Genomic DNA, 23529 nt, shown 5'->3' with positions numbered 1-23529 from the left:
GGACGTCCGGGTCGGGTCGCGACGGTGTGGGCGCGGCGGAGGCAATGGAGGTCCCCGACGTCGGCACGGTTCCGAGGGCCTGGGCCGCCCCCACGCTTGGGCGGGGGCGATGAACAGCACAACCCCACCACGAGACGACGCACCACCCAAGTGCGGCGCACGGCCCTCCCCCATCGACGCCCGGCTCGCCGCCGAGCAGAGCGGAGGCCCCACCCGGCCCACGTACGTGGGAGACCACGAAGTGGGGTGGAAGGAATCGCAGTCCGACGGCCGCCACGTCCTGATGCGATCCGTCGATCCCGCCACGCCGCAGGAGGTGCTGCCCCACAGAGCCTGTACGCAGCCGGGTCATCGACTACGGGGGCGGGACTGGCCGGCCCTGCCCGGCAGAAACGGCAAGCCCACGACCGTCGTCTTCTCCGACTTCGATGACCAACGCCCGTACTCCCACCGGCTCGGTTCCGTCCGCCGTACGCGGTGACTCCATCGGCCGGAGCAGGTCAGGCTGGGAAACGGCCATCGCGTCACCCCTCAACGAGCTTCGCTACTCGCAGAGTTGCGCAATGGCCGCCCCATGACCAGAGACATGCCGAGATCGCCGCTACGCCACTCGGCCCGACACCGTCCGCTCAGCTCTTCCGCTCACCCAGGACACAGAATTCGTTGCCCTCCGGGTCGAGGAGGGTCACCCAGTGCTGCTCGTCCTGCATGGTGCCGGCGCGCCGGGCACCGAGGGAGAGCAGCCGGGCGACCTCGGCCTCCTGGTCGTCGGGACGAAAGTCGGGGTGGAGGCGGTTCTTCGACGTCTTGCCCTCGGGGACAGGCACGAAGAGCAGCCCCGGCATCCGGTCCGGCTCGGGCCGGATCTCGATGATCTCCTCGGATTCGTCGACCACTACCCAGCCGAGAGCCTCGGCCCACCAGCGCCCGAGGGCGATGGGGTCGGAGGAGTCGACGATGATCTGTTCCCATTCGAGTGCCATGGGCGTGAGCATAAACAGGGTCGGCCGACTGCCGGGGCTGGGGGGTGACGGGCGTCGACTGCGGTCCGGTGTGCGGATCGCGTCCCCCGGCGCGGTGTAGCGGCGCGATGTGGTGGCAGCAAGTCGCGAGAAGTGATCGCTGCTACACCACTCCAGCGGACACCACCGTTGCCGGCATGCGGTGGGGAGTTGGCGATGTTGTTCTCGGCGCTGTCGGTGAACTGCACGCGGTACCGGGCCACGTGGTCTCCTCAGTGTGGGGGTGGGCCGGTCACCAGGCTGCCGTCGGCGTCGACGACACACACCGGTGTAGTCGCCCCGCCGGACGCGTCCCATGGCCTCCTCGGCCTCCGCGTGGCCCTCGGGCGGCAACGCCCAGTCCAGGACCACGCAATGCACCAGGCGCTCAAGGGGGTGTCGTGCGCGACCTCGTCGAAACCGAGGCCGGATCGAGGACCGCGCGGGGGTCGGCCCCCGGTTCGGCCGCCGGTGTGCCTCTCCGCGCTTCGGTCCTCCGGAAGCGCCGCGCGGATACCGCTCAACGTCCCCGGCAACGCGACGACTTCCCCCCGCACCACGTGCGCCCACTCCGCATCGACCATGGCAACCCGCGTGCCGGCGCCACCGCGAAGGTCGGTGGACGGCGCGGGTGGGGCGTGCCGATGTCGGCGTTCCCGCGTCGGCATCGCGCCCCGTGACGGTCGGGGCCCGCCCTCGGCGACGATCCGACGCAGGTGCGTGGGCGGGCCCGGCGGGGCTCCGTCGAGGGCGCGCGGTCGACACGGCAGGGGCCGAATCCGGCGGACCTCGCGGCGGCGTGCTCGAACTCGCGGACCGGGGGCAGCGTCGGATCGGGCCGTGGGCAGGTCCCCCGTCGACGTACCCGAAAGTCGTAAGGAGAACCGGAGACGAATCAGAGAGACATCGCAGACCCAACCACACCCACCCGGCGCAGCCGTGGGCGACCCGCACGGCGGTGCGGCACGGGCGACTCCCGCGCCGCATTGCGGAAGCCGAGCCGGCGCCGTGCGGCCGGTGGGTTCGTGCTACGGCGAGAGGATGTCGACGACGGTCACGAGCAGTTGGTGGGCGGTGATCCGGTAGACGTCCCCCGAAGGCCCACACCTCACCCGACCCCCCTCCACCCTCGACACTCGCATCCGGTGTGCCCCCGCCGCTCTCCCGGGGACACACACAACGACCGGACAACGACACCCCGCCGACGCCACGCCCACCGCTGCGCGCTGTGAGCCCACCGAGCGATACATCGGCAGGGTCGACGCGGACGAAACGCGGCGCAGCCACGGGCCCGGAGGGGCCGTACCCGAACTCGGCCCTCGAAGGTCGTCAGGAGAATCGGGCAGGAATCCCGAGCAGACCGCAGATCAAGCGAGGGGGTCGGCGCGTGGACGGGCCGACCCCCTCGGTGTGTTCTGCCGGCGCCGGGTTCTTCGACCGGCAAGGAGGATGCCTCGGGTCCGAGAGCGCGGCCCGGTCCGGTCCCGGTGGCCGGCGGCTCGGTTCCCACGACAATGCGACCGGCGCACACCGTGCCGGCGTTGCGGCGCTCCGCGGCGCGGAGTCGATGGTGCGGGGCGGGGTCGTCGGTCGGTCTTCAGCAGGAGAGGTTGCCGCCGCCGACGTCGGTGCCCAGGATGTCGACGAACTGCTTGTACAGGTTGATGCGGTCGTCGCGCTGGTCGGGGTTCTTGCCGTCGCATTCCAGGGCGCCGTTGATGCTGCGGATGGTCTCGCCGAATCCCTTGTCGTCGACCATCGCGTCGTGCGGGGTCGTGCGCCCGGCGCCCCTCTGGGTGTTCCAGAACCACAGACCGGTTTTCCAGGATGTGGCCGGGTTCTTCTCGACCTGCCACGGGTCGTGCAGGAGGTCGATGCCGAGGGCGTCGCCGGCGGCCTTGTAGTTGAAGTTCCAGCTGAGTTGCAGCGGGCCGCGGCCGTAGTACGCGGATTGTCCGGCCGGGCAGCCGTAGGGCTGTGATTGGTCGCAGTAGTGCGGGTAGTCGGCGGTGTTCTGCTCGACGACGTACCTCAGGCCACCGGTCTCGTGACCGACGTTGGCGAGGAAGGCCGCCGCCTCGCGCCTGCGGACGGCGTCGCTGCCGGAGGCGGCGAACCTCGGGTAGGCGCCGAGGGCGTCGACCAGGCCCTTGTGGGTGTAGAAGGGGTTCCGGTTCGGGAACATCCTCTCGAACTGGGCCTCGCCGACCACGAAGGAGTCGGCGGCGGACGCCGGTGTCGTCGGTACGGTCGCGAAGAAAGTGCCGACGACGGCAACCGCGGTCGCCGTCGACAGGGCACGGAAGAACTTCATGGATCCTCGGATCGGAAGTGGGCGAGTAGCGCTCCGGGAGCGAAGCGGCGGCATCATCATGATCACCGGATCCGGGTCGATCGCACGAACACGCCGAAATACCACCCGTTTGCTTCGCGCTCACCCAACCGCCCACAGAAGCCGCACAAAGTGGGAGGTCCGCCACACCCGCACGACGGCCGCCAGGTGTGAATCCGCCTGCCCGACGCGGAGTTGACGGAGATCCCCTGGATTCACCGTGACCACACCCACCACCACCCGTTCGACGGACGCCCCTGGCGGTACGTCAAAACGGTCACCGCCCACCACGCGGGCCGCGACCGGTACGAAGCCGACCTCGCCGACACCCTCGACCGGCTCATGCGCCGCACCCGCGCCGGACACGCCACCCGTGCCGAACAACACCTCCCGGCCCGCGCCACACCCATCCGGACTCCCCACCCACACGCTCGGTGCGCGAGGAGTGGGAACAAAACCTCGGCGAGACGGTCCGCGGAAGGGACGGGGACAGCCTCGATGAACTCGACGACAGTTGCGACAAGTCACCACTGCCGGGGTCGGACACCGCCGAAGACGAACTCGACTCCTCCGCCCCGCCGTACACGGGGTACAGGCTCCACGACGCACACGAGGAGGCCCTGACGCGGTGCCCCCGATCCGCAATCGGACGGCGACGAGTGGGGCGTCGGTGCGGAGACGACGGAACAGTCCCGGCCGGTGACCACCCAGCAGGACTGACAGAACTTCGCGGCCGCCGCGCCCCCGGCGCCACCCGAACCCGGTGTCCCGCCACGCAAGCCGGGACGAACGCCCGCCCTACCAACCCGCGTTCGTGACCGTCCGCTCCCCGGCCTTCGACACCCTCGCCACCAGCGTGCGCACCCCCGATGGTCCCTGAGCCGTCACCAAAAGACCACAGCCCGGCCGTCCCTGATCATCACCGGGCCCGCCGCGGCCGGAAAGACCACCACCCTGCACCTGCGGTCGGACGCGCCCGCCACCTCGCGGAGACCGCCCGACGGGCGGGAGGGCAAAGGGCCGGGTGCCGCTATCGGGCCGGCTGGATGAGGCCGAACAGAGCGCCGGTGGGATCGCGCAAGAACACGTCTCCGTTGGGCTCCCGGGACGGCGGTGGGGTTTCGGGTCCCCCTCTCCGGCGTCGGCGTGGGGCTGCGGCGCCGGAGCGTTCGTCGGCTCCCGTTCGGTGAACCCGTGCCCCACCCGGGCGGGGCAGGTTGGTGGCGAGACTCCAGATGGCCCTGGCCGGCGGCATCGCCGGGTCGGCGGTTGCCACCACCAATCGGGTCGTTCCGTCCGGCCCCACCAGCCCAGCGTCGCGTCGGCAGCCCGCCAGGTCTCGGTGCGGCCGTCGCGGAACGTGCGGGGCACCGCGCGCCAGTGGCCGGGATCCCGCCGTGCGCCCCAGGTCGGGATGCGGGCGCGGCGGCGACGGGAGAGTGGGCCTGATCGGCGTGTGCCCGGATCCCGCGCCGTGGCTTCATTTCGATCGAGGTCGACGGGCCGACCCGGATGCCCGTGGACGCGGGCGCAACGGAGTCGGCCGGCCGAGTGCCCTCGTACCGGCTTCACTTCGGGGGTAACGCGGCGCTCCGTCCTTCTCTATGGTCCAGACCTATGACAAGACGATTAGGCGATGCCATCCGCGGGGTTGTGGTAATCGCGCTCACGGCCACGCTGACCGCCGCCATCCCGGCCGAGGCCGCCCCTGCACGACCGCCGACGCTCACCTGGACGACCTGTCCGCCCGACCCCAACGGGGCCCCCGTCGACCCGCGACTACGATGCACGACGCTGCGCGTACCGATGGACTACCGCGCCCCGGCCGGCCGGACCATCGAGATCGCGGTGTCCCGACTGGCCACGGCCAAGCCGGGACTGCGCCGCGGCATCCTGCTGCACAACGCGGGCGGCCCCGGCGCGGCGAGCCTGAACCGGCCGAGCACGTCGGTCGGCCTCTATCCGCGGGACGTCCTGGACCGCTTCGACCTGATCGGCTTCGACCCGCGCGGTCTCGGCTACAGCACGCCGATCACGTGTGGACGCACCACCCAAATCACCAATGAGCGCCTCTTCCCGTACCCGGCCCCGGACGGATCGATCGCGGACAACGTGGACTTCGCCCGTGAGCTGGCGCGAGACTGTCTCGCCAACGGCGGCGCGCTGCTGCCACACGTGACCACGGCCAACACCGCGCGAGACATGGACCGGATCCGGATCGCCCTCGGCGAACGCAAGCTCTCCTACCTCAGCGCTTCCTACGGCAGCTACCTGGGAGCGGTGTACGCCGAACTCTTCCCCGACCGCACCGACCGGATCGTCCTCGACGCCAACGTCGACCCCAACGTCACGTGGCACGAACGATGGGCGTCCTGGGACCACGGATTCGATACGCGGTTCGGGGACTTCGCCGCCTGGGCGGCCGAACGGCACGACACCCTCGGCCTCGGAGCCACACCTGCCGCCGTACGCCGGGGCTACCTCGACATGGTCGAGCGTCTCGATCGCTCCCCGGTGCAACACCCCGGAGCGGGTCCCGTCACCGGCAACCTCTTCCGAGCCATCTATCAGGCGTACTCCTACCACACCCTCCAGTTCCCGGAAGTCGCCGCGTGGTGGCGGTTCCTCGCCGGCACCGGGCCGCCTCCCCAGTGGGGCGAGTGGCCGAGCACGCCCGGTATCCCCCGGGACAACGACACGGCCGTACTGCTCGCGGTGACCTGCGGAGACAGCCGCGCCCCGCGCGACATCGCCCACTACTGGCGCGAAGCCACGGTCAACCGGGCCCTGTTCCCGATCCTGGGCGGCATGGGTACCAACATCTGGCCATGCGCGTTCTGGCCGGACCCGGTCGAGCCGGCGGTGCGGATCACCGACCGCGGCGCGACCGACATCCTCCTGCTCCAGACCACCCGGGATCCGGCCACGCCCTATCCGGGTGCGCTGAGCATGCGCTCCGCCCTGGGCAAGCGGGCACGCATGATCACCGTGGACGGAGGAAACCACGGCGCCTACGACCCCGAGGCGCCGTCCTGCGCGGTCACCCGAGCGCACGACTTCCTGAGCACCGGAGCCCTGCCCGCGCGCGACCTCTTCTGCTTCCACGACCCGGCTCCCGCACAGGACGGGAACCGGCTTCCCTACGCCACCCTGCACGCGAATCGCCCACGGATCGGCCCCTTCTGACCCCAACTCCCCGAGTCCGCCTGCCACGTGCCCTCGACCGGGAGTCCGAGCGGCTCCCGCCGGGGGCACGACGCGGCGGAGGCGGCCGACGACATCGTCCGGGGCGTCGGCCTCCGCCGTCGTCGGCCCACGCACCATGGACCAACCGGTGGATCCGAGGGACGGTGCTGTGGATCGGCGTGACCCTGGCCGGCATCGGCTCGGTCACCGCCGCGCCGATCCCCCGGGCCTGCGCCGAGTCGGCGACGAACGACCCGTCCCGGAGATCCCGATCGGCGTCCGACCCCGCGGGCGCGCCCTCCCCGGACGCCGGGCCCGCGGGCGCACACGTCACCTCGGCCGCGCCGACCGGGACCCGGCCCGGCGGTCCCCGCTGCGCGCCCCGGCGGCGTTGTCCACACGCCTTCCACCGAGCCGTGCGGCTTCTCCCCCGACGCCGGAACGGCCTGCCCCGCTCGCTCGTCGTGACGCCATGAGCAGGTCCCCCCGTCGCTCGTCGGCCGAGAAGGTTCCTGAACGCCACGGTGGACGCGGCGGGATTCGGGCGCGCGGCCGGCTCACAAGATGCGTGTGGGGGGCGGGTTTGTCAGGCTGGAGAGAGGTCACGCGCGCCGCGGCGGCCGACGAGCGGCGAGGTGCGTCCCCGGCCGGTCGATCGGAAGGCGGGCAGTCATGACTGCCGACCCGTTCAGCATCCTGCGCATCGAGGACATGCTCGTCCTGGACGTCGAGGTGGTCAACCTCGAACGCGAGGGGGCACGGCTGGTTCGCGAGGACCCCGACGCACCGGCGTTGCTGCTGGTGCGGCTGCCCTCCCAGCACGTGAACGAAAGCGTGCTGTCCAACGGGCAGTTCCCGGAGACCGTGGCCGCCTTCGCGGCGGCACCGAGCACGTTGGTGTTCCTGCTCCCGGACGGGGAGGACGGCATCGACCTGACCATCGACGCACTGCTGGACTGGAACCGGTTGACCCCGTCGATCGCCCCGGCCAACCAGCCGCTGGACGACCCGAACCAAGCGACCGTGATCGGCGGACTCCCGCGTACCGCCATCGAGTTCCCCACCCGCGTGCTGCTGGGCCACGACCACGACGGTTCGCCGTTCGCGTGGTCGGAGCCACTGACCGAACCGGTCGCGCTCGACGGGCGGGCCGAACTGTGGCACGTCGAACTGCACGGCGACAACGGCGGGCCGGTGCACCTGAAGGCGTTCTCCACGCCGTCCCGACGCCCCGAGCGCACCGGAATGCCGCTGGGCCGGTTCATGCCCGGCGAGTTGCTCGTCCGCTCCAGCCTCGACGCGTTCGTCGACGTGGACGGGACTTCGCTGCGCCGGCCCCTGCTGGCCGACCCGTTCATGCTCACGCCGCTGGGCGCGACGGTGCACATCAGCGGCTCCTGGCCCAAGGCGCCGGAGTTCCTCGGGCTGAGTCTGGCCGGCTACGAGCAGATCTCCTCGCTCGGACGCGACGAGTTCGTACACACCGTGCGCCAGGGCTTCCTCAGCAGCGGTCACCGGGCGTCCCTCGTGGAGACCACCAAGCGGTCCTACGACGACCCGGGCGACCTCACCTCGGTCGCCTACCTGCGCAAGGAGGCGCACATCGTGGTGGACCAAGCCGAGGTCACCTACGGTGCGGAGGCCGGCTACGACCGGCACGAGGGACGGCAACTGCCGTTCCGGTCGATCCGGCTCACCGACCTGGTCACGCCGGCGATCGATCCGGGGGAGGGCGCGTTCTGGGTGACCGTCGGCGGCGTGCCGTTCCCGTTCCACGCCACCGCGACCGATGCCGAGGACCGGCACGTGAGCATGGACATGCCGCTCGTGTTCGCCTCCGTCGATGCCCTCGACCGGATGGCGCAGGTCTACAACGACCCGGCCACCGCCGACCGCGCGAACCTGGGGCTGGGCGGACAGACGGTCGCCCTGGCCGAGAACCCGAGCGCCGACGGCAGCACCGGCATGCCCGTAACCTCGGCGCGCTTCGCCCTGACACCGGCGTCCGGGCACCCGGCCCGGGCGCTGCCCGCCATGGTCGACGCGGTGGCGCGGGTGCCCGCGGTCGAGCAACTCACCGGTCTGGCCACCGAAACCGCCGTGCGGCTGCACGACGCCTACCTCGAACAGGGCCTGGACGGCCAGCCCACCGGCGCGTTCCTGCAACTGGTCGACGCGCTGCCGATGAACCTGTCCGCCGAGAAGGCGGGCGGTCTGGCCAAACCCAGCATGGCCGTGCAGGCCGTCACCACCCGCGCGGGGCTACTCGCACCACAGTTCCTCGGCGCGGCGGGCGACGCGGTGGGAGTCGACGCCGCCGCGTTGACGCGGATCTTCGGCGGCACGAAACTGCTGGGGCCCATCGATCTGGCCGCCCTGCTCGCGGACGTCCCGGCGACCTCCGTCGCGGAGTTGCGCGACCTCGGCGAGGACGAGATCCGCCGCCGGCTCGACGGTGTCTCCCAGGAACTGCTGCCGGTGCCGCTCATGCGGATCGGAAATCTGCCCGACGGGTCCGGCTCCGAACTACGGTACGTATGGAAACCCCGGCTGAGGAACGACCTGCCGCTGCTGGATCTGGGCGACGCGGCGCTCGTCCTGGAGGCGACCACCGTGCGCTCGCCGGACGCCCTGAGCAAGTCCGCGGTGCGCGGCGAACTCAGGCGCTTCGCCTTCGAATTCGCCGACATCGTGCGCGTCGACTTCGAACGCCTGACGTTCACCGCGCGCCCGGGCAACAAGCCGGACGTCACCGCCGCGGGCGTCGCGCTCACGTTCAGGAACGACCTCGAATTCGTCAACCGGCTCCGCGAGGCGCTGCCCGCGAACGTGTTCGGCACCGGCGCGTTCGTCGACGTGACCACCTCCGGCGTCACCGCCGGCTACTCGCTGACCCTGCCGACGCTCTCCCTGGGCCTGTTCAACCTGAGCAACGTCGCTCTGTCCGCGCGCCTGACCATCCCCTTCGACGATCGACCGGCGCGGTTCCGGTTCGCCGTCTGCGAACGGCAGAACCCGTTCAACATCAGCGTGTCGCTGTTCGGCGGCGGCGGCTTCTTCGCTCTCGAAGTGAGCACCCGCGGCATCGAACAGATCGAGGGTTCCCTGGAATTCGGCGGCAACGCCTCGCTCGACCTCGGCGTGGCCAGCGGCGGCGTGCACCTGATGGCGGGGATCGCGTTCCAGATGACCGGCGACGCGGTCGCGCTCACCGGATACCTGCGCTGCGGCGGCTACCTGTCCGTGTTGGGCATCGTCAGCGTCACGGTCGAGTTCTACCTGGCCCTCGCCTACCACAAGAACAACGGGATCTGCGAAGTGGTCGGCCAGGGCAGCGTCACCGTGAGCGTCCGCGTGGCGTTCTTCAGCAAATCCGTGAGCCTGTCGCTGGAGCGCCGCTTCGCCGGATCCGCCGGCGACCCGTCGTTCGCGGACTGCGTGGATCCCGACGACTGGGACGAGTACTGCCTGGCCTTCGCCCCGACCCCGTGAACCCGCGCCGCGGCCGGACCGATCCGCCGCGCCCACTCGATCCGAACCGCACCCCCGGGTGACCCCGCCAGGAAGGCAGGCCCATGACGACCACCCAGCACATCCAGTGGATCGTCCTGCCGGCCGGTCTGTCCTCCGACGGCACGCAGGCCCGCCTGTCCGTGTTCGTGGGACCTCGGCTGGCGAGTGACGGGCCCGGCACGCTCGCGGCGTTCCCGGACTTCCTGGACTGGCCGGCGCGGGTGACCGACGCCACGTTCGCCCTCGCCCTGGCGGACGCGTCCGGCACCCCCGACGGCGAGACTCCGCTCGTACCGCTCACGCGCACCGGGCCGCCGCCCGATTCCGCGTTGTGGCAACTGTTCTTCCCCGCCGACACCCCGGTGGAGCAGTTCGAGTTCGACGACCACCGGCAGAACACCATGGTGACCTACCCGGCCCGCGAACTCGCCGACACGACACGCCGGTCGTTCGCGGACACCGCGGCCGAGTCACCCGACAGCATGCCTCCGAGCCGACACATGAGCAGCCTGGCCGGGTTTGCCGCCGCCGCCGACATGCCGAGCACCATGCTGGGCATGCGCGAGAACATCGTCACGCAACTCGCCGCCGCCGACCAGCTGAACGTCGAGCAACCGGGCGAACTGGTCCGGCCGGACCTGAGCCCCCGGGAGGCGTTCCTCGCCTTCCACGAACCGCAGCCGCAGGTCCCCGGCCTGCTCGCGGACGGTGGCCCGCACATCGCGCCCTCACCGGAGGTACCGCGCGTCGACTTCCACCAATTGATGTCCTCGCTCGGCGACCACCCCACGCTGCTGCGACGCCTGGGGCTGGTACTGGACTTCGTCACGCCGGTCGGGCAGTTGCCGGCCGCGAGCGGCGAACTGACCGTCTTCCTCGTACCCGGCTGGGAACCGCTGCTCGGGCCGGACGCGTCGCACGATCACGCCGCCGCGACGCGCTACGCCCTGGCCCCGGGCCAGGGATTCTGCGCCGCCGCGGAGGGCGCCGACGCGTTCGGGCCGCCGGCGCGCGGACTCCTGGCCCTGCCGGAGGACCAGTACGCCATCGAGCAGGCCGACATCGACGGCGTCACCCTCAAGTTGCTGGCCGCCGCCGTGGCGACCGGCACGGACGATGAGGCCGAGGCCGCGCCGCCGACGGTACGCACCAAGGGGCTCACACTCGTGCTCGACGACCGCACCCGGCACGTGCACGACACCTTCCAGCGGGCCGCCGAGCGGCAGGACACGCTCGCCGGGGACGCCACGGTGGTGCTCACCGCCGAGGACCTCGTGCGCGGACACCGCCTGGACGTCTTCGACGAGCGTCGGCAGCAGTGGTTCTCGCTGCACGAGCGCGAAGTCACCTACGATCGGGCGGGCAGCCCCGGCGACCACCTGGACACCGCGTCCGACGAAGGATTCTTCCAGCTCAGCCTGGCCACGCCCACCGCCGCGCCGGGCGCCGGGCCGCGCGTACACGTGCACGAACACATGATCACCTGGGACGGGTGGGCGTTGTCCGCAGCGCACCCGGGCAAGGCCGTGGCGAACGGGGACGGCCCCGAGCGCGTCCCCAACGCGGCGGCCACGACACTGCCGTTGGAGATCGAGAGCCGGGTACGGCCGGGCTCGCTGCCGCGCCTGAGGTTCGGGAACTCCTACCGGATCCGGGTGCGCACCGTGGACTTGGCGGGCAACGGGCCGACCCTGGAGGAGGCCGACGGACTCCTCGATCAGGACGTCCTGGTGCTGCCCGCCTCGGGCGGACCGGTCTTCCGCAGGTTCGAGGCGGTCCCCGCGCCGCTGCTGTTGCCGCGTGTCGCGTTCACCGAGGGAACCTCGGCACACCGCCTGGTGATTCGCAGTACCGCCGATCTTTCCCCGGCGCAGTACGCCGAGACGTTCAACGCCTCGCCGTTGGTCTCCGGCGGGACCCATGAGCCGTATCACGAGGTCGACGAGCGGCACGTGGTCGCGCCCAAGGCGTCGCTGGAATGCGTCGAGCGGCACGGCAGGCTCGACGAGGCGATCGGCGCGGGCGACGCCGACGCCCGCCGGCGGCTGTACCGGATCGCGTCGCGGGAGAGCGGCTCGCTCGACGACGCCTCACTGCCCGGCATGGCGTCCGTGACCTATCCGTCGGCGACCCCGGACGGGGCATCGGGCCACTACGTGTTGTGCACGGGCGAGACGGTCGAACTGCCGTATCTGCCCGACCCGCTCGCCGATGGTGTGGTCTTCCACGAGCTCCCGGGCATGCCGGAGCGTCAGGCGTTCGAGGTGCCCTGGAACGGAGCGGCCTGGCATGCCCCGCAATCGTTGCGCCTGTGCATCCGGGAGGGCAGCGGGGCACCCGTCTTCGACCCGTCGACCCGGGTGCTGACCGTGCTCCTGCCGAAGGCGACGGTGGCCACCGTGCGGGTGTGCTCGCGGGTCAAGGTCAACGAGAAGACGATGGGCATGCTCAAGTGGTGCCGGGACGCGCTGGAGCCCGATCGATTCGAGAGCGTGATGGTCGCCGCCCGGGCCAACCGGCACTGGATGTTGACCCCGTGGCACGAGGTGACGCTGGTACACGCCGTGCAACGTCCCCTGACCGCACCGGTGTTGACGCTGCTCGACGAGTCCGACCGACCGCTCGGGGCGACCGGCGAACAGCTGGTCGGCTCGCTGGAGCTGAGCGCGGCGAGTACCGAACGCATCGACATGATCGCTTCGTGGAGCGAGAACGTGGACGACCTCACCATGCCGGGCCCGAGCGTCCTCGACGTCACCGCCCCGGTCTTCCGGCTGCCGCTCGCCGCCGCCGTCCCGCTCGACCCGGTCGCGACCGAGAACTCACCGAGCACCCTCGACGGTGACACCCTGACGTTCGACACCGCGGTGGCCGAGGAGCTCGCCTTCTCGGTGCCGCCGGACCAGCCGGCGGCGACACCGGTGCCGGCCAAGTGCGAGTTCGGCGACACCAAGCACCGCGAGGTGACCTTCACCCCCGTGGCGACCTCCCGGTTCGGCGACTGTTTCCCGCCGGAGTTCGCCCAGGACACCGACCGGGAACTGCTGAGCGTGCACGGCGATCCCGTCACGCACACCGTGCGCAGCAGCGCCAAACCCGCGGCGCCGCACGTGTCGGGCACCTTCCTCACCCTCGGGTTCGAGACCTCCGGAAGCCTGCCGGACGGCCTGGTCAGACGGCGCCGCGGCGGCGGCTTTCGGGTCTATCTGTCGCGGCCCTGGTACTCGTCGGGGGACGGCGAGCTGCTCGCCGTGGTGTTGGGCGTGGAAGGGGACGAACAGCCGCCCCAGGCACACCCGTTCATCACCCTGATGGGACGCGACCCGATCCGCGCCTCCGCACCGGTGTTCCTCCCGTCCGCGAGCAACTTCCCCGGCGCACAAATCACTTCGGACGTGGCACTGCCCGAGGTCTTCGACGGATTCACCGTCACCGCGGCCGGGTTCGAGCCCACCTTCGACGGACCGTCCGGCCGCTGGTTCTGCGACATCGACGTCGACACCGGGGACGGCTACCTCCCCTTCCTGCGGCCCGCGTTCGCCCGCCTGCAACAGCGCTCCCTGGAAGGTTGCCAACTGTCCCCGATCGTCCTCGCCGACACCCTGCGGCTGCTGCCCGAGCGCACCCTCACCGTCACCGGCACCGACCCGCTGACCGTGCAACTCACCGGGCCGACCTACCACGACGACAACAGCCCGCCCACCGTGCGCGCCGGCCTCCAACTGCGCGACCCCGCCGTCCCCGACCCCGTCCTGGGTTGGCTCGACCTCGACGAGACCGTCACCGAACTCTCCGCCGACGACGACACCAGCCTGTCCCCCACCTACTCCGCCGAAATCCCCCTCCCCAGCCCGCTCCCGGACCAGCCTCTGCGTCTGCTCGTCGTCGAAAGGGCCGTCATGCGCTCCGACTTCGCCCTCGACGAGTTCGGCCCCACCGAGGAAATCCCGGTCTACGCGGACGCGGTGGAGCTGCGATCCGGATAGGGCCCGACACACCGGCCGGTCGCTCGCGCGGGCACCGGCACGCGCGGGGGGCGGCATCGGGCCTGCGGGGCACGCTCGCGCGAGTGAGGCTCTCGGCCCTCAGCCGGCCTGAGGCTGCATCGTCGGGTGCCGCGGAGGATTCCCTGACCCATGGGACCCATGGGACCCGTGGGATCCATGGGACCTGTGGGATCTGTGGGACCCGTGGCCGGGTCGACCGGCGTGAGCGTCCGCAGGCTGCATCACATGACGAGATCGGGCCGCGGTCGGCGGCGGCATCATCCGAATGGCACGTTAGGTCGACGCGACAGCGGTAACCGGGCATTACGCGGCTCCGCCTTTTCGGACGCCGACCCACCACGTGGAAACCGTTGGACGGAGACGGCCGATGCCGGATGTATCAGTGGACGAGAAGCAGCGGATCAAGAACCTCAACGCCCGCATGGCGAACGTGGACCAGAATCTGTCCGCGGAATGCACCGTCATCGCCGGGGGCCTGGGACTGCTCGGGCTGGGGCCGCAGGCCGGGGCGTTCGCGGTGGGCGCCGGGCTGTTCCGGCTGCTGGCGAGCTACCGGCAGTCGGTGGCCAACGATCCGTCGCGCGACGACTTCGACCAGGTATGGATCAGTGCGGCGGAAGTCGACGAGAGTGCGCTGCCCGCCGACGAGCCCGTGCGGTCGCTGCACCGCGCGGGCGCGCACGTCCTCGTTCTCTCGGATCAATTGTGGGCGCTGCTCACGGCGATGGAGCGCCATGAGGGCGCGGTCGGCGCGGGGGACACGAATGCCGCGGACACCCAGGCGGACGCGGTCCGCCGGAATGCGAACGCGTGCGCATCCACGCAGGACGCACTCGCGGGGTTCGGGTCGGACCTCAACAACATCTGGGCCACCGTGCACGCCACGAACGGGTTCGATTGGAACGGGATCTCCGTCGACGACGCCCGACAACTGTTCACCGCGTCCTGGGGTGACCCGCCCGCCTCACCGGAAGCACCGCTCCAGGCGCTCATCGGCTGTGTAACGGGCACCGCGGACGATGTACTCACGCCGTTCGCGGACACGGGCCTGTCGGACCCCATCCTCGGGATGACCGAGCGTCCCGCCGAACCGACCGTCCTGTTCGACGACGGCTCCGCCACGGACTTGGCGGACCTGTCCGCCGCCCTGCGCAACCTCGTCACCGACTCCAACGCGTGACGAAGGCACCGACGCGGACGACATGCCGGGGAGCGACAGTCGGCGTCGGTGTCGAGGTTCGATGTGGGTGCCATGCCCGCCGGTGGGGAAGTCGGCTCCGACACACGGGTTGCGGAGTGTTCCACCGGCAGCGTGCCGGTTCGCCGACGGGCTGCTCCCGACAGGACAGACCTCGTGTTCTCGGGGGAACGCGGGCATGTCACTCGACCGTCCGCCGTGACATCCCTCCTGCGCCTGCTCGTGGCCACCTGCGACATCGCGCCGGCCACCGCCCCCTCCCGGTACGGCCGCAGGTTCGAGGGGTCGGCGTTCGGTCCTCCGAAAGCGCCGGGCAACTTGCAGGCCGCTTGAACCGGCTTGAAGCGTCCGTTGCACCGCGGTGCGTTCCGGATCCACGGCGGCAGGGCGACCGTCTCGGACCGGTGACCGGCCTGCGATCCGACACGTAGCCGCCCGGACCACGACCGCCGGCATGCGGGCCGGCGCAATCGAGCCGCAAGACGGGCAGCGGATGCTTGTTGCGTGAGCCGAGGACCGCGCCCCACCGTCTGCGAACGCGCTGGTGGGGGATGGGCGTTGTCCGTCCTCGGCGGCACCCGTCCCAGATCCACCGGGTCCTGCTCGGCACCCGGAGCGGGTCGATCATCCTTTGGAGAATCATGCGCGTCCGCGCTTTCACCGCTGCCCTGTCGGGAACTCTGACCATTTGCGCCTTCGGCGTCGCGCCGGCGCACGCCGGTCCCCTCAGCCCCACCACGATCATGGCCGTCACGGTCAACAATGGTCAGCCCATCGTGGTCGGCACCGCCACGAAGACCGTCAGCGCCGCCGTGCTCGGTACCAACGACTCCGGGATCGGCGCCGGGATCGTCTCCCTCTGGCACGGCGCCACCGACTACACGCACCGGGACGCCACCCTCTCGGATCCGAACCTGGGCGTGTGCTTCTCCCCCGGCGCCTTGGGGCACTGCACATCGACGATCGACATCACCCCGGCCCCGGGCACCGACAAGGCGCTGTACAGCAACTCCCTCGCCGGAACGTGGAAGGTGGCGACCTTCGTGTGGGGCAACAACCATCAGTTGGGCTACTCGTACCAGTACTCCACCGTCCAGGTGCTGAGGCAGGCGAAGCTGTCGGCCGACGCCGCTCCCGAGCCGGCGCACGTGGGCCAGACGATCAACGTCTCCGGCAGGCTCACCCGCGCAAACTGGGAGACCGGCACGGACGCGGGCTATGCAAACCAGCCTGTGAAGCTCCAGTTCCACAAGACGGGGAGCACCGGCTTCGTCACTCTCAAGACGGTGATGACCGGTTCGGGGGGCGTCCTCAACACCACGGTCGAGGTGTCCGCCAACGGCTCCTACCGGTTCGCGTTCGCCGGCGACGCCACCACCTCCGCGGTTCAGTCGGTCGAAGACGTCGTCAACCTCGATTAGCAGCCGGCCGCAACGGCCGTCTTGCCATCCACCGACGCAGGGCGCCGTCGGCGGGGCGGCCGCCCCGCCGCAGTTGCCGACACCGCGCATCATCGAATGTCTCCGCCCGTGACGCCGAGGGTCTGCCCGGCCGCTCCGAAGCCGTCATCCGTATCGCCCTGACCCCGAGCCCCACGGTCCGCCGCCGCACCGGCGAGAACACCGCATTCCGGCGCGATCCGACACCTCCTGCCGAACAGCGCGTTTCGGCGGTGGACACCGGGAGGGAACGACCTCCGGCAGCTCGCTGCCCCGTGCTCGAAACGGTCGCAGCCGTTGGCTCCTGTGGCGTGTCACCATGTGTGGATCACGACAGGGGGCGATGATGCGAGACGGGCTGCAGATCAGCGTGTTGGGCGAGGTGAGAGCCACGTTCCAGGACCAGGTCGTGGATCTGGGAGGGCTTCGGCAGCGCGCGGTGCTGGCCCTCCTGCTGGTGGCCCGGGGCGGGATCATCACCAGTGACCGGCTGGTCGACGGGGTGTGGGGCGGGTCGCCGCCACCGAGGGCGCAAGGCGCGCTGCACGCGTACGTCTCGCATCTGCGACGCCGGCTCGAACCCGGACGGGAGGCCAGGTCCCGCAGCGGCTTCATCGTCAGCGAGGGCTCCGGCTACGTCTTGCGGATACCGGACGAAGCAGTCGACGCGTGGCGCTTCGAACAGTCACTGCGGCATGCCGCCACGATCACCGACCCGGCCGAGGCGGTGGCGGTTCTCGAGGGCGGACTGGCGCTGTGGCGAGGACCGGCGTTCGCCGAGTACTCGGCGGAGCTGTGGGCCCGGGGGGAAACGGCACGGCTGGCGGAGTTGCGTGAGGTGGCTCGTGAGCGGCTGCTCGCCGCACGTCTCGAACGTGGTGAGGACGCGGTCCTCGTGCCGGAGATCGAGGCGCTGATCGCACAGGACCACCTGCGCGAGGAACGCTGGCGTCTGCTCGCCCTCGCCCTCTATCGCTCGCACCGGCAGGGCGACGCGCTCAGCGCGTTGCGGCGCGCCAGACAGGTCCTTGCCGAGGAACTCGGGACCGATCCCGGCCTCGCGCTGCGCACCCTCGAAGCGGACGTTCTCGCCCAGTCGCCCGCGCTCGACCGGCCTGCGGCTCCCGGATTCGCACACCGAGAGGCACCGGCTGCGGCCCCGGTGGGGACGCGAATACGGCCGGCCGCAGCCCGATCGGCTTCCCAGGGCGCGGATGTCCTGGTGGACCGGGACCGGCAGTTGACCGAACTGGGCGACTGCCTGGCCGGTGCGCTGAAGGGCAGGGCCGGTCTGGTCCTCGTGGAAGGCCCGGCCGGTATCGGCAAGAGCCGCCTGCTCGCCGAGGTTCGCCGGCTGGCCGCCGAACACGAGGTGCTGACGCTGACCGCACGCGGCAGCCAGCGGGAGAAGGACTACGGCTACGGTGCCGTGCGCCAACTCCTCGAACGCCTGGTCGTCAGACGCGGCGGCGAACTGATGACCGGAGCCGCCGCCGCGTCCACCGCGGTCTTCGACCCCGACGCAGCCGACCACGGCCACCATCCCGACAGCTACGCGGTCCTGAACGGCCTCCACCAGCTGACCCTCAGGCTCGCCGCCGAACGCCCCCTCCTCCTGGCCATCGACGACCTGCAGTGGTGCGACACCGGCTCGCTCCGCTTTCTGGCCCATCTCGCGGGCCGCCTCGAAGGACTCCCCATCCTCATCGCCGTCACCCTGCGTACCGGCGAACCGCACCATGACGGGGAGCTGTTGGCCGAACTCGCCGACAACGCCGCCGCCCTGCGGATCCATCCCACTCCGCTCACGCCGGCGGGCGTCGCCGATGTGGTCCGCGACGCGCTGGGCGAGCCTCCCGACGCGACGTTCGCCGACGCCTGCCATCGGGCCACGTCCGGCAACCCCCTGCTCCTGCGCCAGTTGGTACGGGCGCTCCAGTCACGCGGCATCCGGCCCGAGGCCGCCGAGGCCGGCACCGTCATCTCCGTAGGGTCCAGGGCCGTCTCCCAGCTCGTCCTCAGCCGCCTCGCCCGACTGCCCGCCGACGCGACGGCCGCGGCCCAGACGGTCGCCGTCCTCGGCGACGGCGCGACACTGCCCGACGTCGCCGCCGTCATGGACGTGTCCGAGAACGAGGCGGCGGACGCCATCGCGCCCTTGGTCCGCGCCGAAATCATCCGCGACCACTACCCGTTCGGCTTCGTTCACCCCCTCGTGGGAGACGCCGTCTACCGGGACCTGCCGCCCGGCGAAAGACAACTGCGGCACGAGCGGGCCGCCCGCATCCTGCACGCCGCAGCCTCACCCCCCGAGCAGACGGCGGCCCACCTGCTGCTCACCCCGCACCGCGGCGACCCCTGGGTCGTCGACGTGCTGTGCACAGCCGCCCGGGAAGCCGCGGGCCGCGGTGCCGCCGACGCCGCCGCCACCTACCTCACCCGCGCTCTGCGGGAGCCGCCCAGTCCCGCCCGACAGCCCGAGGTACTCCTCGAACTCGGCCGCGCCGAGACCCTCGGCAACGGCCCCGCCGCCGTGGAACACCTGCGTCAGGCCTACGAGACGCTGACCGACCCGCCGCGCCGGGCCGCTGCGGCGCTGCTCCTCTCCCGGATCCTGGTCTTCGCCGGCAGGCAGGGTCAGGCGACCGAGTTCGCCCAGCGTGCCGCGGCCCGGCTGCCCGCCGAACTGAAGGACGAACGGCAGGGCCTGCTGGCACTGGAGCGGATGAGCGCCTACATGCACGGCCTGGACCGGCAGCCGTGGCGCAGCCCGCAGGACCGCGTCGTCGACGGCGGCGGGTCCGGCGCCCGGATGCTCGCCGCCTACCTGTCCTGGGAAGCGGCCCAGGACGGGAGTGAACGCAGCGGGGCCGTGGCGCTCGCCCGCTCCGCCGTCGCCGACCGGGTACTGCTGGATGCCGGGGAAGAGCTGCTCTGGTACGCCGCCGCCATCGTCCTGCACCTGGCGGACGAGGAGGTCGGAGAGCTGTGGGGCGCGGCACTGGCCCGCGCCGACGAGCGCGGCTCGCTGTTCTCCGTCCTCTCGACCCACATGTGGCGGGGTTTCACACAGTGGGACCAGGGAGATCTCCGAGGGGCGCTGAAGTCCCTCACGATCTCCGTGGAGCAGCACCAGACCTGGGGCCTCGCACCCGGTGCCTCGCGAGGCTGGGACATCCTGACGGGAGTTCTGCTGGATCTGGGCGACACCGCAGGTGCCCGCGCGTGCGTGGATCGCATGCGCGCCTTGGCCGGGGATACCGAGGGCGACCTCCTCACCAGGGAGACGCAGGCCAGGGTGCTCATCGCGGAAGGGCGTCATGACGAAGCGCTCGCCGGCTTGGACGCCGTCCGGCAGCTGCGGCCGTCCGTGGTCAACCACGCCTGGCGGCCGTGGGCGCCGCTGCGCGTCCAGGCGCTGGCGGGTGTCGGCGAACGGGCCGAGGCGGAGACCCTTGCCGGGGAGCAACTCGCGCTGGCCCGCCGCTGGGGCGCGCCGAGCATGGTGGGTCGGTCCTTGCGGATGCTGGGCGAGCTGCGCGGTGCCCACGGGGTGCCCGAACTCCGGGAGGCGGTGACGCTGCTCGCGCCCGGACCCGCCCGTCTCGAACATGCCCGCGCCCTGTACTCCCTGGCGGTTCACGGCCCCTCCCGGGAGGCCGAGGCCGCCTTGCGCCAGGCGTACCCCATCGCTGAGCGCTGCGAGGCCGCCGGCCTCCTCCGGTCGATCGGCGACCTCATGGGCAGGCGTAGGTGAAGGTGGCCGACGCGTCTGTCGGGTCGGGCGACAGGATCTCCAGGGTGGCGGTCGCCTGCACGGTCCCGTGACCCTCGAAGGTCCAGCGCAGGACGACGTCCGTCCGGTGCGCGTCCTGGGCGACCCGCTGCCGGAGAATGCCGGAAACCGTGCCGTCGCTGCGCTTCCAGCGGTAGTTCACCGTGCCTTCACGGCCGTTGGTGTGCAGGGTGCCGACGACCGCGGCGGTGCCGTCGCAGGCCGGACCTGCGGCATCGGTGTGGACGGTGGCTCCGGTCACGGCGAGCGCGGGTGCAGGTGCGTACCGCTGCCAGGCGAGGTAGGCCACCACCGCGATCAGTACGACCGCCGGCAACAGCCAGCCGCCGAGGACGCCCCTGCGCGGTCGACGTCGGCGTGGGAGGTCCTGCGGCCTCGGGGCCCGGGACGCGGTGCCGTGCCAGACGCTCGCCATCCGGCCGTCGGCGGTGTCCGTCAGGGTGGGCACTCCGGGGCCGAAGCGGGGCGCCTCCTCCGACCCAGGTACGACGGGTTCCGGAGCGTGGGGCGTGGCGGCCAGGACAGCGGGCGTCAGTCGCACGGTGCCGACCTCGTTCGTGTGCGGAAGGCGCACCGTTGCCCCAGGTGAGACGGGTACCGGAGCGTGGGGCGTGGCGGCCAGGGCAGCGGGCGTCAGTCGTACGGTGCCGACCTCGTCCGCGTGGGGAAGGCGCACGGTGCTTTCCTCGGGGCTGTCCTGAGGCGTTTCCTGAGGTGTCGTCATCCGGCACCCTCTCCTTCGTACGGCGTGGATCCCCGGACTCTCAGCGGGGCGGGTTGCAGCCGGAGGGCGCCGAGACGGTCACGAAGGCACCGTTGCCGGAATCGGCGGCGGGGCCGGTCGAGACCTTGACACCGAGGTAGGGCGAGCGTTCCGGGGTGATGAACCTGTGGGTGTACCTGCCGGGGACCTGTGTGCGCCCCTTGGGAAGGGCGACCGCGTCGGTGGCGACCACCGTGCCGACCGCCCTGGCGGAGGAACCGGTGAACCAGGTCAGGTTGAGCGTTCCGTCGGCGGCCCCGTCGGTCAGTACGGTCACGGAAGCCACCAGGACGCACCCGGAGCCCAGCGGACCGCTCGCGTCGATCTTCACGGAGACGACATGGAGTCCCGGCGCCGGGGTGGTGGGCGGCACGGTGGTGCCCCCGCCCGAGGTACTGCCGCCGCTCGTTCCCCCCGAGGTGCTGGTGCCCCCGCCGGACGATCCGCCCGACGGCCCGCCCGATCCGCCCGACGGCCCGCCCGAGGTGCCTCCCCCGGTGGAGCCGGAACCGGACGAGTCGCCGCCTCCCCCGCCACTCGACGAACCACCGGGGAGGTCGTTCGGGCCCGCGGGGCCGTCCGTGCCCGGCGGCGCCTCGCCCTGGGCTGACGGCTCGTCAGTCGCCTCCTGAGCCGAAGCGGACACACCGGGTGCTCCGGTCGCCGACGGCTCGTCGCTCACGGCTGTGCTCGCGGAAGCACTGCCGGATGGGGAACCGGACGGGGAACCGGACGTCGAGGGGCCGGACATCGCCACCGGTTGGTTCACCGGGTGATCGCTGCCCACGGCCACCGCGGTCATTGCGAACCCACCGAGCAGCAGCGTGCCGGCGGCCGCCCCGGCCAGGGCCTTTCCTTTGCGGCTCAGCGGCGGACGACTGCGTTTGCCCCGTTCCAGGCCGCGCCCGGGGCTGGGGGTGACGCTTGAGCCGGGGCCGAGGTCGGTGGTGGCCAGCGCGGTGATGCCCGAGGCGCCGCCGGGGTTCGCCCAGGGGAACAGCAGGGGTAGCAGGGCCGCCAGTGCGGCGAGTTTGCGCTGCCCCCGTTCCTCCCAGTCCTCGCCGTAGGCGGCTGTCGCCACGGCTTCGAGTTCGGCTACGAAGTCCGCAGCGGTTGCCGGACGTTTCCCGGGCGTCTTGGCGAGACCGCTGCGGATCAACGGGCGCACCCGCTCGGGGGCGAGTGCGTCCGGGACGGGCGCCCCCATGTGCTGCATCGCCAGTTCCTTGACGGTGTCGCCGGCGTACGGCTTGGCGCCGGTGAGGCACTCGAAGAACGTGGCGGTCGCCGCGTACACATCCGTCGCGGGACTCGCCGGCCGGCCGGTCCACTGCTCGGGCGCCATGTACATGGGGGTACCGGCCGATTCCCCGGCTTCCCCACTGGGCACCGCGATGCCGAAGTCGACCAGCTTGGACGTCCCGTCGGCGGCGATCAGGACGTTGTCGGGCTTGTAGTCGCGGTGCACCACCCCCACCGCATGGGCGGCGGCAAGGCCGAGCAGCGATCCCTTGAGCACGGCGAGTGCCGCCTCGGGCTCGGTGGCGCCCTCCTGCTTGAGCAGTGCGCGGAGCGGAATACCGTCCACCAGTTCCATGACGATCGCCGCACCGAAGGACGTCTCCACGTACTCGTAGAACTCGACCACATGGGGGGACCGAAGGGTGCCCAGCAGCTTGGCCTCGGCGCGGAACCCGGCGAGGAACGTGCCGTCGCCACGCAGCCGTTCCGAGAGGAACTTGATCGCAACCGGCGACCCGGTCCCGTCATGTCGGGCGAGCATCACCCGGCCACTCGCGCCCGAACCCAGCTCCCTCGACGGCGTGTACCCGGGAACCATCCACGGGTCCGCGCCGGGTCCGTCGGCCGCGGGGAAGACCTGCGGCCCGCTCATGCGACACGTCCGGCCGCGGCGAGGCCGCCAAGGAGCCCCTCGGACACGTGGGAGCCGCACACGCGCGGGCCGTGAACGGGCGCCCCCTGAAGCACGCCGCCACGGTGGGCACCGACGACCGCCGGATTCAGCATTTCCTTCGTCCTCCTTCTGTCGGATGTACGTGAGCTGCTCTCCGTGCACATGCTTCGCTCTCGGTCTTGCGGCTCACTTGCATCCGCTCCGGAACGTCCGGAATTCCGGACGGTTCGGCTCGGTGGGCATGCCCTGATCGGCGCTTGTGGTTGCATTCCTGCCCTGGCACTCATTGCTGCGTTCCGGTCACGATCCGGAAATGATCGTGCAGGGCATATTCCGGGCGCAGTCAACATTGCGACGTCCGTCTTTCGGCGTACGGTGA

At 71.4% G+C, this 23529-nt stretch carries 10 protein-coding genes; 6 read left to right on the top strand and 4 right to left on the bottom strand.

Translation table 11 applies throughout. From position 1 onward, the window contains the following. Positions 1-629 precede the first annotated feature (629 nt). On the bottom strand, positions 630-983 hold the full coding sequence (locus ACH4U8_RS10320) for a VOC family protein (RefSeq protein WP_395776773.1): 354 nt from the start codon (positions 981-983) through the stop codon (positions 630-632). Between the two features lie 1615 nt (positions 984-2598). Then, positions 2599-3315, bottom strand: a complete 717-nt coding sequence (locus ACH4U8_RS10315; RefSeq protein ID WP_395776771.1) for a chitinase — start codon at positions 3313-3315, stop codon at positions 2599-2601. 1635 nt (positions 3316-4950) lie between these two features. Between ACH4U8_RS10315 and ACH4U8_RS10310 the strand changes: the two genes are divergently transcribed. The 6 genes from ACH4U8_RS10310 (at position 4951) to ACH4U8_RS10285 (ending at position 20433) form a co-directional block, all read left to right on the top strand. Next, on the top strand, positions 4951-6519 hold the full coding sequence (locus ACH4U8_RS10310; protein ID WP_395776769.1) for an alpha/beta hydrolase: 1569 nt from the start codon (positions 4951-4953) through the stop codon (positions 6517-6519). Positions 6520-7191: 672 nt separating this feature from the next. Next, complete coding sequence (locus tag ACH4U8_RS10305) at positions 7192-10011, top strand: hypothetical protein (RefSeq protein ID WP_395776767.1); 2820 nt, start codon at positions 7192-7194, stop codon at positions 10009-10011. Positions 10012-10094: 83 nt separating this feature from the next. Beyond that, positions 10095-14018 carry a hypothetical protein gene (locus tag ACH4U8_RS10300; RefSeq protein WP_395776765.1) on the top strand — a complete coding sequence of 1308 codons (3924 nt, stop codon included), beginning with the start codon at positions 10095-10097 and terminating at the stop codon, positions 14016-14018. A 388-nt stretch (positions 14019-14406) separates the two neighbouring features. Beyond that, positions 14407-15219: a hypothetical protein gene (locus tag ACH4U8_RS10295; RefSeq protein WP_360315344.1), complete on the top strand. Its 813-nt coding sequence runs from the start codon at positions 14407-14409 to the stop codon at positions 15217-15219. Between the two features lie 659 nt (positions 15220-15878). Further along, on the top strand, positions 15879-16658 hold the full coding sequence (locus tag ACH4U8_RS10290; RefSeq protein WP_395776763.1) for a calcium-binding protein: 780 nt from the start codon (positions 15879-15881) through the stop codon (positions 16656-16658). 361 nt (positions 16659-17019) lie between these two features. Next, positions 17020-20433, top strand: a complete 3414-nt coding sequence (locus tag ACH4U8_RS10285) for a BTAD domain-containing putative transcriptional regulator (RefSeq protein ID WP_395776761.1) — start codon at positions 17020-17022, stop codon at positions 20431-20433. On the opposite strand, the gene ACH4U8_RS10280 is transcribed toward ACH4U8_RS10285, so the two are convergent. Then, positions 20414-21196: a hypothetical protein gene (locus ACH4U8_RS10280; protein ID WP_395776759.1), complete on the bottom strand. Its 783-nt coding sequence runs from the start codon at positions 21194-21196 to the stop codon at positions 20414-20416. The genes ACH4U8_RS10285 and ACH4U8_RS10280 overlap by 20 nt on opposite strands. Positions 21197-21236: 40 nt before the next feature. Continuing rightward, a complete protein-coding gene (locus ACH4U8_RS10275; protein WP_395776757.1) occupies positions 21237-23129 on the bottom strand; it encodes a serine/threonine-protein kinase in 1893 nt (630 codons plus the stop codon). Positions 23130-23529 lie beyond the last annotated feature (400 nt).

The organism is Embleya sp. NPDC020886, from assembly GCF_044333915.1.
Classification (GTDB): Bacteria; Actinomycetota; Actinomycetes; order Streptomycetales; family Streptomycetaceae; genus Embleya.
Note: the sequence above shows the minus strand (reverse complement) of the source record. Positions and strands in the feature narration are given on the sequence as shown.